The sequence below is a fragment of the Paenibacillus sp. Z6-24 genome, from assembly GCF_054161335.1.
Genome location: NZ_CP096398.1, coordinates 2,204,991 through 2,219,456, shown reverse-complemented (window position 1 = coordinate 2,219,456; position 14,466 = coordinate 2,204,991). Strand labels below are relative to the sequence as shown.

Below are 14,466 nucleotides of genomic sequence, written 5' to 3'. Positions count from 1 at the left end.
TGGCTAAGCTAAATGTCAAATTAAGTTGTTGAAGTATATTCCCTGTCTCTGTATAAATTTCCTGCCACAATTTCATATACTTTATCGATATGCTGTTCTCTATGATTCGTATCCGTCACATCGACCCAGTGAATATCCTGCATATGGCGGAACCAGGACAGCTGCCGTTTGGCAAAACGACGTGTATCACGCTTAAGCAGCACGACGGCTTCCTGCAGCGGTACACCACCTGACAGATGCGCGGCAATCTCCTTGTATCCGAGCCCCTGCATGGCTACCATTCCGGGAGTATACCCTTGATCAAGCAGATGCTGCACTTCCTCCAGCAGACCTTCTTCCAGCATTTGATCAATCCGCGCTTCAATACGTTTATATAGCATTTCCCTATCCATTGTCAAACCGACGATACATAATTCATAGGGAGACTGCTTCATTTGCCGGGACAACTGGTCCGAAAGTTTCACTCCAGTCATATGATACACTTCCAGAGCCCTTATAATGCGTCTCTGGTCATTGGGATGCAGGCGAGTCGCCGACTCCGGGTCCACCACTGCCAGGCGGTCATGCAGCGCCTGTGCACCATGCTGCAATGCATAATCGGTCTGTTCCTGACGGAACTGTTCATCCGCTCCGGTCTCACTGAACTGAAATTCATAGCTGACCGATTCGACATACAGACCGGTGCCTCCGACAATAAAAGGCAGTTTGCCGCGGGAAGCGATCTCCGGAATCAGTGTCCGGCAACGCTGCTGAAATTCGGCCACCGAAAATGGTTCGTCCGGCGAATGAATATCAATCAGATGGTGGGGAATGCCTTGCATTTCGTCAGGGGTGATTTTGGCTGTACCGATATTCATACCACGGTACACCTGCATAGAATCACCCGAGATAATCTCGGCGTCGAATCTCCTGGCAATCTCGATGCTAATGGCCGTTTTCCCTACAGCGGTAGGGCCAACAAGGACCAGTAATTTGGGTTTTTCTGCTGCCAGGCTCATACGTGAATCACTCCATATTCAATTTTGGAATTCTTGCGGCGGATGCGCTCAAATCCAAGCCGCTCGTATTCAGGACTATCCCATTTTTCCTTGAGCATCACCGTTTTGCGAGCTACGCGAATCGCATGAGAAATCGACTCCGGATCAAGCGCATGATCATTGGCAAAGCCGCGCAGCGGCGCGATCGCAGCCGACTCATGCAACGCTTCACGGAACATGGGATCAAAATATACGATATCCACGCTTTTATCCGGAAGTTGGCTCAAATAGGTCTTGTGGTCCTGCTGTATTACCCGAATGCGTCGCATCGCTGCATTAACAGGTTCCAGATTGCTTGCATAAGTGCGCAACCCTTCTGTCAGGAGCGCCGCCAGCGGAGCAGAGCTTTCCAAAGCGGTCACCTGTCCCTCTGGACCGGCTGCCAGGGAAAAGACCAATGAATCTGCTCCTAGTCCCGCTGTGCAGTCCAGAACGGTATCTCCCGGTTCCAGACGGGATACGGTGATCATCGGATCCTCTTTTCCCTGCAATAAGCGCTTGGCCCGTACAAACGCCATGCTTGGATGGAAAAACATCGCAGACTCACCCGGACGGACCAGCCTCGCTTCATTTTCCACCAGTATAATAATATCCTGTTCCCCATGACGGGCAGCCAGCTTAGCTACCGACTGTCCGCTCCGCGGAACAAAAGGAACGGCGAATTCCGCTGCCAGCTGCTGTGCACGCTGCAAAGTAGCCTGGGAAGCATCATCACCTGTTGTAATTATCATCATTCATTCTCCATTCTTCTTCACACTTCAATTACATGACCCGTTTGAACATTTTCTCCAGATCATAACTGGAAAAGGATACGACAATCGGGCGGCCGTGCGGGCATGTATAAGGCTGCCTGCATGCGGCGAGGCGATCAAGCAGCGCCTGCGCCTCGGCCTCGGTGATTCTCTGGTTAGCTTTGATCGATGCCTTGCACGAACAGAGCGTAGAGGCCTGCTCTCTCAGCTGTGCCAGATCAATCTTGCGTTCGCTAAGCACCCACTCGGCCATTTCTTCGATAACACGCGCTTCCTCGCCTTTGGGGAACCAGTACGGATAGGCACGTACACGGAACGTCTGACCGCCAAAATGCTCCAGATAGACACCGACACGCTCAAACCAGTGCAGACGGTCCTTGAGCTTGTCTGCTTCTGCACGCGTAAACTCCAGTGTGATCGGCAGCAGCAGCTCCTGGGATGCGGACTCCGGCTGTCCGAATTTCTCATAGTAAAATTCGTAATTGACCCGCTCATGGGCAGCATGCTGATCGATCAGAAATAATCCCTCTGCATTTTGTGCGATCAGATAGGTACCATGATGCTGACCGATCAGATTCATTTCCGGAAACTGCGGCAGCCCCGGCTCCTCTGCCGTTCCATAAATCATCTCGGCCGGAATGCTGCGATTCGCTCCGTTCGGCCGCTGCGGCGTCCGTGATGACGATTTGGCAGCCGGGCGATTATAGTCACGGGCATAGGATTGCTCCCGTACCTGCTGTGCTGCTGACTGCGACGGATTATGGCGTTCATATTCTACCGGTGCTGAGCCTGTGTCTCCCGCTTGCGGCAAGCTTGTCTCCCCTCCGGGCAGCTGTGCATATTCGGCAGTCGGTACAGAGGATTGATCCTTGTCCGCTGGCAATCCGGCTGTATCTCCAGGCAGCCCATTGGAACCGGATTGCTCCATTGTATCCGCTGCTGAACCGGCAGTTGCGTTATCCGTCTGCTGTCCGAAACGATCATCCGGCATGTCGGAGCGGCTCGGAATTCCCGGAATATCCTGATCCGTATATGGCGGTACATAAGGTGCATCCAGATCGCCCAGTTCGGTTCGTATCACTGGTGCAGGATTCTTAAAAGTGGATGAAGCCGCAGCAGAGCTTGCCGGCTCCTGCAGATCATTTTCAAGATTCACAGCCGGTGTGCGGTTAAAATTGAACTGCTCCTGAATAATCGACTCACTGCTGCCGCGCTTGACGGTCTGCTTGGTCGCGTGGGGAATCAGTATTTCCTTGCGCAGGGTCTGGCGTACCGACTCTTCCACAAACATCATCAGTTCCGCCTCCTTGCTGAATCGCACTTCCATTTTGGCCGGATGCACGTTAACATCGACCAGCGACGGATGCATCGTCAGACGCAACACGGTCAGCGGATACCGGTTGATCGGCAGCAGCGTATGATACGCTCTCAGAATCGCCTGATTGACGGCATAACTCTTGATATAACGGCCATTCACGATGACCGACATGGCATTGCGGTTGGCTCTGGCAATCTCCGGGCGGCCGATATAGCCGCTAATGTGGTAATCCAGATGATCTTGCTCAATCGGTAGCACCATCTTGGCTGCTGAGGTGCCGTAGACGGCAGCGATCACCTGCAGCATATCGCCATTACCCGGCGTCTGCAGCAGCAGATTGCCGTTATGCCGCAGGGTAAAAGCAATCTCCGGATGTGCCAGAGACATACGATACATAATATCCGAGATATGTCCCAGCTCGGTCTGAACGGTTTTCATATATTTCAACCGTGCTGGCGTATTGTAAAATAGTGAATTGACCCGGAAATCGGTTCCGCGTGGAGCTGCATCATCCTCATTGCTCTTCAGCGTACCACCTTCGATAACAAGACGTCTGCCTGCTCCGTCATCGGTTGCACTGGTGAGCAGTTCCACTTTGGAGACGGCTGCAATACTTGGCAGTGCCTCCCCGCGGAAGCCCAGACTGGTAATCTGATACAGATCACGGTCGTCCACCAATTTGCTGGTCGCATGACGGTAAAAGGCAGTCTCGCAATCCTCGGCGGCGATTCCCTGGCCGTTATCATGCACACGAATCGATTCCAATCCACCTTCACCGATATGGACATCTATCCGGGTGGAACGCGCATCAATTGCGTTTTCGACGAGTTCCTTGACGACCGATGCAGGTCGTTCGACCACTTCACCGGCCGCAATCTGGTTGGCGATATGTTCATCCAGCACACGAATCTGACCCATGGTTTTTCCTCCCTCCGGTTATTTTAATTTCAGTTGCTTTATTGGTCGATACGAATTAACGCATCGTTTTCATTTTCAGTTCATTCAGCAGCTGCATCGCCTGCAGTGGTGTCATATTCATCAGATCAGCACTCTGGATCTGGCTGACGATCTGTTTGGCGACCGGATCTTCTTTTACTTTCACCGGCTGAGGAACTTCATCTTCCTCAAAAATCGACAGCTGTACAATATCCTGCTGTACAGCACCTTTCCGGCTTCTGGACGCATCGCTGTCTGCTGGCTCAGACGGGAATCCGCCTGTCGCCAGCACCGGGATCGCTTCATCCTCTGCTGACTGGCGTTCTTCGTACATGTAGCCATGTGCCTGCTCTTTCACCGAATCGCTATTTCCCGCAACAGGCGCATCCTCTGCAGATAATACAGACTGCGTACGCTCTGAGGAGCTGCCTCCTGCTGTCGCAGCATAATCGACAGCTTCATCCTGAGCCACCACGGTGCTTGTCGCTGCCTGTTCCATCCGGTCAAGCAGCAGATTGGCACGGTCGATAATGCTGCCAGGCAGGCCCGCCAGCTGTGCACAATAGATCCCGTAACTGCTGCCAGCCGCGCCGGGTACGAGCTTGCGCAGAAAATGCACTTTGTCCCCGCTTTCCTTGACCGCCATGGAGAAGTTGCGCAAATGTTCCAGCGTCTCCTCCAGATGAGCCAGTTCATGGAAGTGGGTAGATACGAGCGCTTTACAGCCAATCTCGTGATGGACATACTCGATCACAGCCTGGGCGATTGCCATCCCTTCACTGGTCGATGTTCCCCGTCCCAGCTCATCAATAATGATCAGACTGCGCCGGGTCGCCCGTTCGGTCATTACCTGAATATCTGCCATCTCTACCATAAAGGTACTCTGGCCACCAATCAGATCATCCGCTGCTCCGATCCGGGTGAAAATCCGGTCAATCATCGGAATCTCCGCCTGGCGTGCAGGCACAAAACAGCCAATCTGCGCCATGATGGACAGCAGCGCCACCTGACGCATATAGGTACTTTTACCAGCCATATTCGGACCGGTAATCAATACGATATTGGCTTCTTCTTCCGTAATATTCGTACTGTTGGAAATAAAGCTGGCATGATCCATAACCGCTTCCACGACCGGATGACGTCCATCCTGGATTACCAGATCATACCGGTCGGTCAATACCGGTTTGACAAATGAACGCTCGGCACTGACGGTTGCAAAGGACTGATACACATCAATCTCGGCCACTTTCTCGGCCAACAGCTTAAGACGGGCTACCTCACTCGATACACGGGTACGCAGATCGGTGAACAGCTCATATTCGATATCGACCATCTTCTCCTGGGCTTCCAGGATCAATGCTTCTTTTTCCTTCAGTTCCGGTGTAACAAACCGCTCGGCATTTGCCAGCGTCTGCTTGCGCTCATACCGCCCTTCCGGCAGGATGTTCAGATTGGAACGGGTAATTTCAATATAGTAGCCAAATACTTTGTTGTAGCCTATTTTGAGCGACTTGATGCCTGTCGCCTGACGTTCAGCAGCTTCCAGTTCGGCGATCCACTGCTTGCCATTCACACTGGCTTCACGCAGCTCATCCAGATGTTCATGATAGCCCTGACGGATCAGTCCTCCATCACGCACCGAAATCGGCGGATCATCGACAATCGCCGAACCGATCGCTTCCGCCAAATCATGGCAGGCATCCATCTGCTGCGCGACGCTCTGCAAAGTGGATGAAGGCGAATCAGCGCACAGCTGGCGCAGATCCGGAATACGCAGCAGGGAGTCCCGCAGCGCGAGCATATCCCGTCCATTGGCGGTACCAAATGCCATTCGGCCAACGAGACGCTCCAGATCATAGATGCCCTTGAGCTGCCCTCTCAGATCCTCACGCAAAATAAAGCCCTGATGCAGCTTGTCCACTGCTTCCAGGCGTTCTTCCACCAGACGGCGGGACAGCAGCGGCTTGTCAATCCAGCGGCGCAGCAGACGTCCACCCATCGGTGTCTCTGTGCGATCCAGCAGCCATAACAAGGTGCCTTTGCGTGAACGCTCACGTACGGTCTCCACTAGCTCCAGATTACGGCGAGTGAATGGATCGAGAATCATATAATTTTCCGGTTCATAAGCGTTAATATGGGTCAGCTGGCCGAGTGAACGCTTCTGCGTCTCGCTCAGATAGGCAAACAGCAGCGCAATACAGGCCTGCCGTTCCTCATCCAGTCTCGCCCAGACCGCTTCGCCAAACTGGCGCCTTGCCAGTTCTTCGCGGGATTTGTCCCACTCTGTATACAACACCTTGCGGCCCATCTGTGACGCCTGCTTGTATACATCGTCAATCAGTTCAATCCGGCCGATAATCTCGGACGGCTCATACAGTCCCAGCTCGTCACGCAGCCATTCCTGCGAAGACAATGCCGAGGTGACATGCAGTTCACCGGTAGACAGATCACAGGCAGCCAGCGCCATTTTGCCGTCCTGTTCGGTCACACAGACCATATAGTTGTTGGCCTTGTCGCTGAGCGCCTTGCTCTCCATCATCGTACCCGGCGTAACCACGCGGATAATTTCACGCTTCACGATGCCTTTGGCTGTCGCCGGATCTTCCACCTGCTCGCAAATGGCGACTTTGTAGCCTTTTTCAATCAATCGGTGGATATAGTTCTCCGCTGAATGATAAGGCACTCCGCACATCGGGACACGTTCCGGCACACCGGCATTTTTACCTGTCAGCGTAATTTCCAATTCCTTGGCAGCCAGCACAGCATCATCAAAAAACAGTTCATAAAAATCGCCCAGACGGAAAAATAAAAAAGCGTCCTGGGCCTGCTCCTTGATCTGCAGATACTGCTGCATCATTGGTGTATATTGACTCATTATGCCCCTCCAAACCAACCTGTATTCCTGTGCCTGTATGAAGCCTGTTCGCTCCCATACTGCACTTATTTATTATTATTCAAACATTTTTCTACTATTAAAATAGTGAATCTGCGCCAGCACCCTGCTGCACAGCCTATGCAAATGCGTGTTCGTCTATCTATTATAACGAAAGAACCCGAAAAGTTCTACGCTTCCCGGGTTCATTGAACAGCATCCCACTACATCGCAGAACATAACAGAAAGGACCGGTAAGCCTGGGGCTTCCGATCCTCTCCGGATACAGCATATTTTATACGATTCATTGATCCATGAAAATAATGGATTACTGTGTTACTGGTTTGTCCGCTGTCAGTTCAACTTTGGCAAGTGTATCGTAACCTGCATCATACGAAATATCCAGGTTTTTGACACGCTTGTTCACTGCCTGCAGTTCATAGCGGTACAGTGTCGGAATAACCGGAGCTTCTTCAAACATCAGCTGTTGCCATTGTTTGTAGGCGTTTTTGCGGAATTCCATATCAAATGCTTCCGGTGAAGTTCCTTCTTTAAGGAACTTATCCGCATCTTCACTTGTGAAACGGGAATAGTTAAATGCTGCTTCACGACCATATAGACCCGCTGGATCGATATCGCTGCCTGTACCCCATGCTGCGCCGAAGACATCGATATCCGGGCTATCTGCTTTGATATTATCGTAGAAGGAGTTAAACTCTTGCAGGCGACCATTAACCAGTTGTACGTTCAGACCTACATCTTTCCAGTTTTGCATGTAGAATTTGGCAAGCGGCTCGGATACAACATCTCCGCTCATGGCTGCATAGTTAATCACCAGCGGTTGACCTTTAGGATCTTCACGCAGTCCATCACCGTCTTTGTCCACATAACCGGCTTCATCGAGCAGTTGTTTTGCTTTTTCCGGGTTGTACGTGTAACCTGCCAGACTGGAATCATAGTAGTTGGCAAACGCAGGGATGATCAGTGAGGTAGCCGGTGTACGCAATCCTTTGTACAGCTGCGTACCTACCTGAGCGTTATTCATTGCATACCCCATAGCCTGACGCAGGGATTTGTTTGCCATTTTGGCATTCGGATCCATTACGCTTTCGCCTTTGGCTTTGTCATACTTACCCAGTTTGAATCCGATATAGCTATAGGCCAATTCCTGACGACCCAGGAATTGAATATTGGTAGGGTTGGTTTTCTCATCATAAAGGCTGACAGGGAAGCCATCGACATAGTCCACATCGCCTTTTTTGAGAGATTCGATCAGTACGTTAGGGTTAACGACTTTCAGATGTACACCGTCAAGCTTTGGTGCACCGAGGAAGTAATCCTTGTTGGCTTCGAACTCCACCGACTCACCTGTAACCATGGACTTGATTTTGAACGGTCCATAACCAACCGGTTTTTTACGAACAGGATCGGAGGCGGACATATCAGCAATAGCCATATCTCCAAATACTTTTTTCTCCAGTGGATAGCTCCACAGACCGGATTTCACGGATGGAGTAGCTGTAATAAAGTCGATCTGTACCTCTTTGTCATTCAGGATTTTGATGCCTGAAATTGTTTTGGCTTTACCGGCATGATAATCTTCCATACCGACGATATTCATCATCAATGCATCATAACGAACACCTTCATAATCTTTATTGCCAATGACTTCAAAAGCAAAAGCATAGTCTTCTGCTGTAACCGGATTACCGTCTGTCCAGTTCAGCTTGTCATTGATCGTAACGGTAACCGTTTTATTTTCGTTGGACAGTTTGATGTTGGCTCCACCGCCATCCGTAATATCGAAGTTCTTGTCAATTGCAAAAAGGGAAGGATAAAAGAACTGCATAACATTGGCATCCGGATTACCTTCATAGAATACCGGATTCAAGATGCCTTCAAAAGGAGTATCCGAAGCAAGTCCATAATTCAGAATGCCGCCCTGAATCGCTGCTTCATTGTTCGACGTTTTGCTCGCAAACTTGCCTGTTTCCTTGACACTTTCATTTGTTTTTGGTGCATCTGTTTTTTCGGCAGCCGAATTGTTTCCGCTGCTGCACGCAGACAATACCAGAACGAGAGACATGAACAAAATGGATAGTGATTTTTTCTTTTTACTTCCCCACATAAATCTTCCTCCTTTTTGATATACAGCTCTAATTTATTATCCCAATCGCTGTTTGGCGTCGGATGCACGTTTGAGTGCCTGTCCAATAAAGTTGATCGCCAAAATTAAAATTAAAATCAGCAGCGATGCCGGTAACCAGTTCCACCAGTACTGCTCCAATACGATCGGATTGGTCGCGCTGCTCACCAGCGTACCCAGACTCGGTGTTCCATCAGGCAGACCGAATCCCAGATAAGACAACCCTGTCTCAATCCCGATATTACCGGCCAGATTCAGAGTAAGATTAACAATAACGATAGAACTGAGATTAGGCAGTATGCCGAATGTAATGATCTTCCAGTTCGGCGTACCCAGTGTCTTGGAAGCCTGAACATAGTCCAGTTCACGCTCTGCCAGCACTTTGGCCCGGATTAGCCTTGCTTTGCCGACCCAGAGAAATGCGGTCATAATAGCGATAAATTCCCATACCCCATACTTGGGAATAATGGTAACAAATACGATGACCAGCATCAGGAAAGGAAGCACAAGAATAAAGTCAATAAAACGCATAATGATATTATCAACCACTCCACCGAAAAAGCCTGCAATCAGACCAATAGTCAGTCCAATCGCTGCGGACAAAATGGTAATCATAAATCCAATCGTAAAGGAGTTCCGTGCTCCGATCACCAGCTGACCGAAAATATCACGGCCCGCATCATCGGTACCGAGCCAGTGATCCGCACTTGGAGCAGCCTGAATCGCCATTAAATCAATAGTTGTCACTTCATCCTGATTAATAAACGTAATAGAACCGTAAATACCGATCAGGAATAAAATCAGAAAGATGAGCGAGCTGATCGCCAGCTTGTCTTTAAGCAGCTCCCGGCCCAGAATAGACCAGTTTGAAGGCGATTTCTGAATCGTTTCAATAGGTGCAACAGTCTCTACACGCATTCCCATAATTTGTACCTGCCTCCGTTCTTATTCATATATTGAATGGTTAAAATGTCTGCGGTTACTGCCTTGCGTGCTTTAACCCATTCGAATACGCGGATCAACCCAGCTTAGAATAAGATCAGATAACAGAGTACCTATTAACGCAAGCAGACCGGATAACATAACCAGCGCTGTTACGACGGAGAAATCGCGTTGGGTAATGGATTGCAGGAACAGCTGTCCGAGTCCCGGATAACCGAAAATGGATTCGATAAACAGATTGCCTGCCAGTACAGCCGTCAGATCATAGCCGAGAAAGGCTGCAATCGGCAGCAGCGAGTTACGCAGGATATGACGGGAATACACTTTGGATTCCGGTACCCCTTTGGAACGGGCTGTTTTTACAAAATCCTTGAGACGGGTATCAATCACTTCGTTACGCAGATACTGGATCGTCGCTGTAGTACTCACTAGCGCACCTGCACATGCCGGCAGAATCAGATGGTAGAATTTATTTACATAATACGACCATGTGCCCGGCTGCACGCCTACATCCACACTTCCGCTCGTCGGGAACCATCCCAATCGGAAGCCAAACACGAACAGCATCAATAAGGAGAAAATAAATATCGGAGTCGCAAAGCTTAGATACGTATAGCCGGTGATCGTCTTATCCAGCAGGCTGTTCTGATACCTGCCGCTCAGAATTCCCAGCGGAATCGAGATTACATAGGTAAGGATCAGTATCGCTACACCAAGATAAAACGTATTGGCCAGTCTGCTTCCGATAAGATCAGTTACACCAACCTTATGTACATAGGATTTGCCAAGATCACCCTGGACCAGATTGCCCAGCCAGCGTCCATACTGCACCCAGGCCGGATCATTAAGTCCCAGTCTCTCACGCTGTTCTTCCAGGACCTGTGCGCTGACTTTCGGATTGGCCTCGATCGCTCCGCTAAGAGCATCTCCCGGCATCGCTTTGGCTACAAAAAAGATCAGCACACTGAGTATGAACAGCTGGGGAATCATGATCAGGATACGGCGAAGCGTGAATTTCCACATAATAGTTATCCCCCTTACGTTACGGTAATGCTACCTGATGAGATGGGCTAATCGTTTTCAAAGCCAGCGGTTTGCCCTCCGCATCCATAAGCTCTTTCAGGTCCTGCTGATATGACACCATAATTTTCTGCCGGGTCCGTGTACTTTCCTGACGCTGGGCCGGGTCAATGTTCGGAATCGCCGTAATCAGACGCTTCGTATAAATATGCTGCGGATTCTCATAAATATCATCCGTATTACCCTGCTCGACCAGACGGCCGCGATACATAATTCCGATCTGATCACACATATGACGGACAATGCCCAGATCATGGCTGATGAACAGATACGTAAGATTGAATTCTTTTTGAATTTCTTTCATAAAGTTCAGTACCTGTGCCTGTACAGACACATCCAGCGCCGATACCGGCTCATCCGCAATAATCAGCTTGGGATTGAGCGTCAGCGCCCGGGCGATACCGATCCGCTGCCGCTGTCCGCCGGAAAATTCATGCGGGTACTTGAAAGCCGCTTCGGGATTGAGACCGACCCGGTCCAGCAGATTCTGCACGCGGCGGCGTTCCTCATCCGGACTCAGCTTCTCAAAGTTACGCAGCGGCTCGGCGATAATATCCATCACCCGTTTCCGGCTGTTCAGCGAGGAGTACGGGTCCTGAAAAATCATCTGGATATCCCTGCGCAGCGGATGCTGATTTTTGTGAGCGATCCGTGTCAGATCCTGCCCGTCAAAGGACACGGTTCCATCCGTTATTTTATTTAAGCCGATAATGGCGCGGCCAGTAGTTGTCTTACCACATCCCGATTCGCCGACCAGTCCATATGTAGTTCCAGGTTCGATCTGGATAGACACCCCGTCTACCGCTTTGACATGATCCACGACACGCTGGAAAAAGCCGCCGCGAATCGGATAATGCACCTTAAGGTTATTTAGCTCCAACAACGCCATCCATTACGATCCCCTTTCCCTCATCTTCAAAATGAAAATGCTGATAGCACGAACAGCGTACCCAGTGTCCTGGACCAACTTCATCCAACTGAGGGTTCTGCGCATGGGCAGTCTGCGGAATCCACGGAATACGTTCTGAGAACCGGCAGGAACCGCGCGGAATATTTTGCAGTGAAGGTACACGTCCATGAATAACATGGAGCTGCTCCTGATCGGCATTGGCACCAGGCATGGAAGCGAGCAGGGATCGGGTGTACGGATGCAGCGGATTGTTGAACAAGTCCATAACACTGGCAACTTCCACAATTTCTCCCGCATACATTACGACTACCCGGTCAGCCATCTCGGCTACAACGCCCAGATCATGAGTAATCAGTACAATACCGGCTTCCGTCTCTGCCTGCAGCTGCTTGAGCAGATCGAGGATCTGCGATTGAATCGTCACATCAAGCGCCGTCGTCGGCTCATCTGCGATGATTAGGGAAGGTCGACAGGCGATCGCGATAGCAATCATGACACGCTGCCGCATCCCTCCGGACAATTCATGTGGATACTGGTTGTACACACGCTGCGGATTCGTAATGTTTACATGTTCCAGCAGTTCATAGATGCGCTTTGTTTTTTCCTTTTTGGATAAGGTCGTATGATAGTCCAGATTCTCTTCGATCTGTCTGCCGATCGTCATTAGCGGGTTAAGCGCCGTCAGCGGGTCCTGAAAAATCATCCCAATCTCGGAGCCACGAATTTTGTTCATCTGTCCAGGCGACAGTTGGTTAAGATCCTGCCCCTTAAAAATGAGTCCACCATCAATGCGTGTATTTTTGCTATCATGCAGTCGTGTCAGGGAAAGTGCCAAGGCACTTTTTCCACAGCCTGACTCCCCTACGATAGCCAAAACTTCGTTTTTGTTAATGGTTAAATCCAGTTGATCGACAGCCGGATAATACTCATCCTTAATGCGGAAAGACACCGTCAGATCTTTGATTTGCAATACCGGTTCTGTATTCAAAATTCTGGTTGCCCCCTCACCTCAAACTTTAACGCAATGTAAACATTCCTCATAAGATTGTTATCATTTTATATTCATAATCTTCCACAGGTCAATAAAATTTATCTTTTTACCAAAATGGACGAAAGATTTTAGTAAAAAAGCTATCACCAAATGTAATAAAGGTGATAGCTTTTGCCTATAGCGTTATCCTTATTTTACCTTATTATCCTGAGTTAGCAAGGGGTTTCTTGCTTTATCCCGCTTAGAAATTTTGAGATACTGCTCCAGCTCTCTGCACAGCTGCAAAATGGCAGAATACACTTCGAATTCTTCACGTGTAACCGGCAGTCTCGTTTTACGGAAATCTTCTTCGAATTGTAAAAGCAGCTTTTCTGTTTTCCCTGTGTAATACGGCGTTTTTACATCCTGGGACAGCTGTTCGAAAATCTCGGCGGCCTGATCTCCCTGAGGCATTTTGCTGTACACCTGGGCGACGAGCTGCATCATGTTCTGAATGGAATCCAGATGCTGCTTGCGCATATAAAAGTATACAATCCACGACTCATCCGGGTGCAGCATCTGGTTCTCCAGTTCGCGCTTGGCTGCTGTATGTCCCTGCTCCACCTTGGCCGCCGCCTGAATCACTTCTTCCCCATCCCATACATAGGCAGGTTCATGCAGTGTACGGGCAATCTGACCAAACATCTGGGACAGCAGATCATTCACTTCCTTCCGAATGGCATTCAGCCGCTTATACGGATTTGGCATATACACCAGATTGACGATCGCCGCCGAACCGAGGCCAATCAGCAGAAGCTCCACCTCAATCAGCATCGCCTGTGCAGTCAGCAGTCCACCGTTGTAGATATGGACAACGATAACCGAACTCGTGACGATTCCTCCGCTGAAGCCGGCGCGGGTAATGATCGGAAAAGCCAGCAAAATATACAGCGCAAATACCCAGTGTTCAAAACCAAAAATCGAAAATAATACAAACGCACAAACCATCCCGATCAGTGATGCAAAAAAACGGGCAGATATCGTCTGAAGACTGCGTTTGCGTGTAACATCCACTCCCAGTATGGCGAGCAGTGCTGCCGACATTGCGCTGCTGATTCCCAGCGTACTGGCTGCTACTACAGCCAGCAGTGCAGCAATGGCGGTCTTGATCACGCGAAAGCCCATCGGTTATTCTCTCCTTACACTCTTCTCTTATAGTGTTCTCTATTTATTTATAATCAACCTGACAAAAAGGGTATATGGTGTCACCCGAACATCCTGTCTGAACAGGTTGGATTTATCCAATTTCGTATAACATCTATCCTACTGTATTTCGTCTGATCCTACAATGTGGATAACGATGCAAAAGCCTCTCTTCCACCTTTGAAAAAGTGAAAGAGAGGCTTAACGAACTGCGTCATTTGATAATCAAAAGGTATACTGACCCAAGCAGCATAATGGGTAATTAGTTACATATCAGATGATATAAGATCATACAGTCAG

Annotated in this window: 10 protein-coding genes; all 10 read right to left on the bottom strand. The window is 49.6% G+C overall.

Annotated features, from left to right (window positions below; all coding sequences use genetic code 11):
- Positions 1 to 20: 20 nt before the first annotated feature.
- The 10 genes from miaA to M1D61_RS09740 all read right to left on the bottom strand — a co-directional run bounded on the left by miaA (position 21) and on the right by M1D61_RS09740 (position 14,148).
- Positions 21 to 998 carry a tRNA (adenosine(37)-N6)-dimethylallyltransferase MiaA gene (gene miaA / locus M1D61_RS09785; RefSeq protein WP_458122164.1) on the bottom strand — a complete coding sequence of 326 codons (978 nt, stop codon included), beginning with the start codon at positions 996 to 998 and terminating at the stop codon, positions 21 to 23.
- A complete protein-coding gene (locus M1D61_RS09780) occupies positions 995 to 1,771 on the bottom strand; it encodes a class I SAM-dependent methyltransferase (RefSeq protein ID WP_458122163.1) in 777 nt (258 codons plus the stop codon). Before M1D61_RS09780 ends, miaA begins: the two co-directional genes overlap by 4 nt.
- A 28-nt stretch (positions 1,772 to 1,799) precedes the next feature.
- A complete protein-coding gene (mutL, locus tag M1D61_RS09775) occupies positions 1,800 to 4,025 on the bottom strand; it encodes a DNA mismatch repair endonuclease MutL (protein ID WP_458122162.1) in 2,226 nt (741 codons plus the stop codon).
- A 55-nt stretch (positions 4,026 to 4,080) separates the two neighbouring features.
- Entirely contained in the window at positions 4,081 to 6,918 is a 2,838-nt protein-coding gene (gene mutS, locus M1D61_RS09770; protein WP_458122161.1) for a DNA mismatch repair protein MutS, read from the bottom strand.
- Positions 6,919 to 7,243: 325 nt separating this feature from the next.
- Complete coding sequence (gene opp4A, locus M1D61_RS09765) at positions 7,244 to 9,043, bottom strand: oligopeptide ABC transporter substrate-binding protein (RefSeq protein WP_458122160.1); 1,800 nt, start codon at positions 9,041 to 9,043, stop codon at positions 7,244 to 7,246.
- Positions 9,044 to 9,079: 36 nt separating this feature from the next.
- On the bottom strand, positions 9,080 to 9,979 hold the full coding sequence (locus M1D61_RS09760) for an ABC transporter permease (RefSeq protein ID WP_458122465.1): 900 nt from the start codon (positions 9,977 to 9,979) through the stop codon (positions 9,080 to 9,082).
- A 78-nt stretch (positions 9,980 to 10,057) separates the two neighbouring features.
- Positions 10,058 to 11,026: an oligopeptide ABC transporter permease gene (gene opp4B, locus M1D61_RS09755; protein WP_046213950.1), complete on the bottom strand. Its 969-nt coding sequence runs from the start codon at positions 11,024 to 11,026 to the stop codon at positions 10,058 to 10,060.
- A 19-nt stretch (positions 11,027 to 11,045) separates the two neighbouring features.
- Positions 11,046 to 11,972, bottom strand: coding sequence for an ABC transporter ATP-binding protein (locus tag M1D61_RS09750; protein ID WP_458122159.1), 927 nt, complete (start codon positions 11,970 to 11,972; stop codon positions 11,046 to 11,048).
- Positions 11,950 to 12,981: an ABC transporter ATP-binding protein gene (locus M1D61_RS09745; protein ID WP_458122158.1), complete on the bottom strand. Its 1,032-nt coding sequence runs from the start codon at positions 12,979 to 12,981 to the stop codon at positions 11,950 to 11,952. The genes M1D61_RS09750 and M1D61_RS09745 overlap by 23 nt, the downstream gene beginning before the upstream one ends.
- 192 nt (positions 12,982 to 13,173) lie before the next feature.
- On the bottom strand, positions 13,174 to 14,148 hold the full coding sequence (locus M1D61_RS09740; RefSeq protein WP_458122157.1) for an aromatic acid exporter family protein: 975 nt from the start codon (positions 14,146 to 14,148) through the stop codon (positions 13,174 to 13,176).
- Positions 14,149 to 14,466: the final 318 nt, after the last annotated feature.

Coding starts and splice junctions, on each gene's coding strand:
- miaA (WP_458122164.1), bottom strand. CDS start 998: ATGAGCCTGGCAGCAGAAAAACCCAAATTACTGGTCCTTGTTGGCCCT.
- M1D61_RS09780 (WP_458122163.1), bottom strand. CDS start 1,771: ATGATGATAATTACAACAGGTGATGATGCTTCCCAGGCTACTTTGCAG.
- mutL (WP_458122162.1), bottom strand. CDS start 4,025: ATGGGTCAGATTCGTGTGCTGGATGAACATATCGCCAACCAGATTGCG.
- mutS (WP_458122161.1), bottom strand. CDS start 6,918: ATGAGTCAATATACACCAATGATGCAGCAGTATCTGCAGATCAAGGAG.
- opp4A (WP_458122160.1), bottom strand. CDS start 9,043: ATGTGGGGAAGTAAAAAGAAAAAATCACTATCCATTTTGTTCATGTCT.
- M1D61_RS09760 (WP_458122465.1), bottom strand. CDS start 9,979: ATGCGTGTAGAGACTGTTGCACCTATTGAAACGATTCAGAAATCGCCT.
- opp4B (WP_046213950.1), bottom strand. CDS start 11,026: ATGTGGAAATTCACGCTTCGCCGTATCCTGATCATGATTCCCCAGCTG.
- M1D61_RS09750 (WP_458122159.1), bottom strand. CDS start 11,972: ATGGCGTTGTTGGAGCTAAATAACCTTAAGGTGCATTATCCGATTCGC.
- M1D61_RS09740 (WP_458122157.1), bottom strand. CDS start 14,148: ATGGGCTTTCGCGTGATCAAGACCGCCATTGCTGCACTGCTGGCTGTA.